Consider the following 2,692-nt stretch of genomic DNA (forward strand, 5'->3'; position numbering starts at 1 on the left):
CCCGCAGAGAAACGAGAAAACCAACCAGAAGAGACCGCCACCAGACGGCAGAAGAGCCACCCACACGAAACACAGAGCCTCCGGGGCAGCTCGGAGAACACTACGGACCACCCCCACCACTGTCAAGCTTCGACGAGCCAGGCTCAGGAGCCGAGTTCCCTGCTCCGGTCGCGGGCCGCCTCGATGGCGTCGATGAAGGCCGCGCGGACGCGGTGGCTCTCCAGCTCGCGGATCGCGTTGATGGTCGTGCCCGCCGGAGAGCTGACGTTCTCACGAAGGGTCACCGGGCGTTCGCCGCTGTCGCGGAGCATCGCCGCCGCGCCGACGGCTGCCTGGACCACCAGCTCGTGTGCCTTGTCGCGCGGCAGCCCCAGCAGGATGCCCGCGTCCATCATCGCCTCGACGAGGAAGTAGAAGTAGGCGGGGCCCGAGCCCGAGAGGGCGGTGGCGGCGTCCTGCTGGGACTCGGGGACGCGGAGCGTCTTGCCGACTCCGTTGAGGATCTCCTCGGTGAGGGCGAGGTGGCTCTCCGTGGCGTGTGTTCCCGCGGAGAGCACCGACATCGCCTCGTCGACGAGGGCCGGGGTGTTGGTCATGACACGGACCACGGGAACGCCCTGAGGAAGGCGCTCCTCGAAGAAGGACGTGGTGAGACCCGCGGCACCGCTGATGACGAGCCGGTCCGCCGGGGTGTGCGGCCCGAGTTCCTCCAGAAGAGTCGCCATGTCCTGCGGCTTGACGGTGAGGATGAGGACGTCCGCGCTCTTGGCGGCCTCCGCGTTGGAGACGGCCTCCACTCCGTACCGAGCGCGCAGGGCGTCGGCTCGCTCCTGGCGCCGGGTGGTCACCATGAGGTGGGAGCGGGACCAGCCGCCCCGCAGCATTCCGGAGAGCAGGGCCTCGCCGATCTTGCCGGTGCCGAGGACTGCGACTTTCTGTGTCATCTGGCGGTTCATCTCCTACACGTGCCTGACAGCTGCCGGTCTGAGCCGGCGGTCCCTCGCATCCTTCCACCGCCGCCGCGCCCGGCGTCGACGTGTCCGGTGAGCGGTGTCAGACCGTGCGGCGGCGGAGGGTCGCAGCGCCGAGGGCGAGGACGAGGAGCGCGGAGCCGAGGACGACCGCCAGGTCCCGGACGTAGTCGCCGGTGGGGTCGGAGTGGCGGAGTACTTCGTTCATGCCGTCGACCGCATAGGACATCGGGAGGACGTTCGAGATCGCTTCGAGGACCGGCTGCATCGAACCGCGTGGGGCGAAGAGCCCGCACAGGAGGATCTGCGGGAAGATCACCGCCGGCATGAACTGGACGACCTGGAACTCCGAGGCGGCGAAAGCCGAGACGAAGAGCCCGAGCGCGGTGCCGAGAAGCGCGTCGAGGAGGGCTACGAGCAGGAGAAGCCAGGGGGAGCCGGCCATGTCGAGATCGAGGAGCCAGATCGCGGTGCCGGTCGCGACGGCGGCCTGGACGACCGCGAGCAGACCGAAGGCGAGGGCGTACCCCCCGATCAGGTCGGCCTTGGCGAGAGGCATGGAGAGCAGGCGTTCGAGAGTCCCCGAAGTGCGTTCGCGGAGCGTCGCGATCGAGGTGACCAGGAACATCGTCACCAGCGGGAAGATGCCGAGGAGTGAGGCACCGATGCCGTCGAAGCTCTGGCGGTCCGCGTCGAAGACGTAGTACAGGAGCACCAGCAGGAAGACCGGCACCAGGAGGAGCAGGGCGATGGTGCGGGGGTCGTGGCTGAGTTGGCGCAGGACGCGGCGGGCTGTGGCCAGGGTGCGTGTGACGTTCATGGCGGCCTTCTTCGGCGCTCGGGAGGGATGGCGTCAGTGGTGCGCTGAGGCTTCGTCGACGAGGGCGAGGAAGGCGTCCTCGACGGTCGCTGCGTGGGTGCGGGTGCGGAGGTTCTCCGGGGTGTCGGCCGCGAGGAGGTGCCCCTCGCGCAGGAGGAGCAGGTGGTCGCAGCGCTCGGCCTCGTCCATGACGTGTGAGGAGACGAGGAGGGTGGTGCCGCTCTCGGCCAGGCGGTGGAAGAGGTCCCAGAGGTCTCGGCGGAGGACCGGGTCTAGGCCGACGGTCGGCTCGTCGAGCACGAGGAGCTGCGGGGCGCCGAGGAGCGCCACGGCGAGGGAGACGCGGGAGCGCTGGCCTCCCGAGGTGCTGCCCGTGAGGTCGTCGGCGTGCGAGGTGAGGTCGACGTCGGCGAGGGCGCGCTCGACGTGTGCCGGGCGCTCCTTGCGCGGGATGCCCAGGACGGAGGCGTAGTAGTCGAGGTTCTGGCGGGGTGTGAGATCGAGGTAGACGGAGGGGGACTGCGTCACGTAGGCGACGCGGGAGCGGAGAGGCGCCGAACCCGCTGGGCGGCCGAGCACCCGGAGAGTGCCGCCGACCTTCGCCTGGGTGCCGACGACGGCGCGGATCAGGGTGGACTTGCCGCCCCCGGAGGGGCCGAGGAGGCCGGTGACGCGAGCGGGCTCGACGGCGAAGGAGAGGTCGTCGAGGACTCGGCGACTGCCGCGGTGCACGGTCAGACCTGCTGCTTCGATCGCCGGTGCGCCTTGGGAAGGCGCGGCTGCGTCTTTATTCACCATGCGTGGAATTATGGGTCGGCGCTCCCGCCGCGTCAAGGGTCGTCAGGGCAGGGCTCGTTCGGGTGCGCGGGATCGCGCACCCGCGTCGATACGGCTCCCCCCC

The 2,692-nt window shown here is 69.9% G+C and carries 3 protein-coding genes; all 3 read right to left on the reverse strand.

What is annotated here, in order from left to right; genetic code table 11:
• Positions 1–143: 143 nt before the first annotated feature.
• Positions 144–944, reverse strand: a complete 801-nt coding sequence (proC, locus tag UWG_RS0126695; protein WP_029391799.1) for a pyrroline-5-carboxylate reductase — start codon at positions 942–944, stop codon at positions 144–146.
• A 109-nt stretch (positions 945–1,053) separates the two neighbouring features.
• Positions 1,054–1,791 carry an ABC transporter permease gene (locus UWG_RS0126700; protein WP_016910255.1) on the reverse strand — a complete coding sequence of 246 codons (738 nt, stop codon included), beginning with the start codon at positions 1,789–1,791 and terminating at the stop codon, positions 1,054–1,056.
• A gap of 33 nt (positions 1,792–1,824) precedes the next feature.
• Positions 1,825–2,589 (reverse strand): ABC transporter ATP-binding protein, encoded by a 765-nt coding sequence (locus UWG_RS0126705; protein ID WP_029391800.1) that lies wholly within the window; start codon positions 2,587–2,589, stop codon positions 1,825–1,827.
• Positions 2,590–2,692: the final 103 nt, after the last annotated feature.

The organism is Streptomyces xiaopingdaonensis, from assembly GCF_000262345.1.
GTDB lineage: Bacteria > Actinomycetota > Actinomycetes > Streptomycetales > Streptomycetaceae > Streptomyces > Streptomyces xiaopingdaonensis.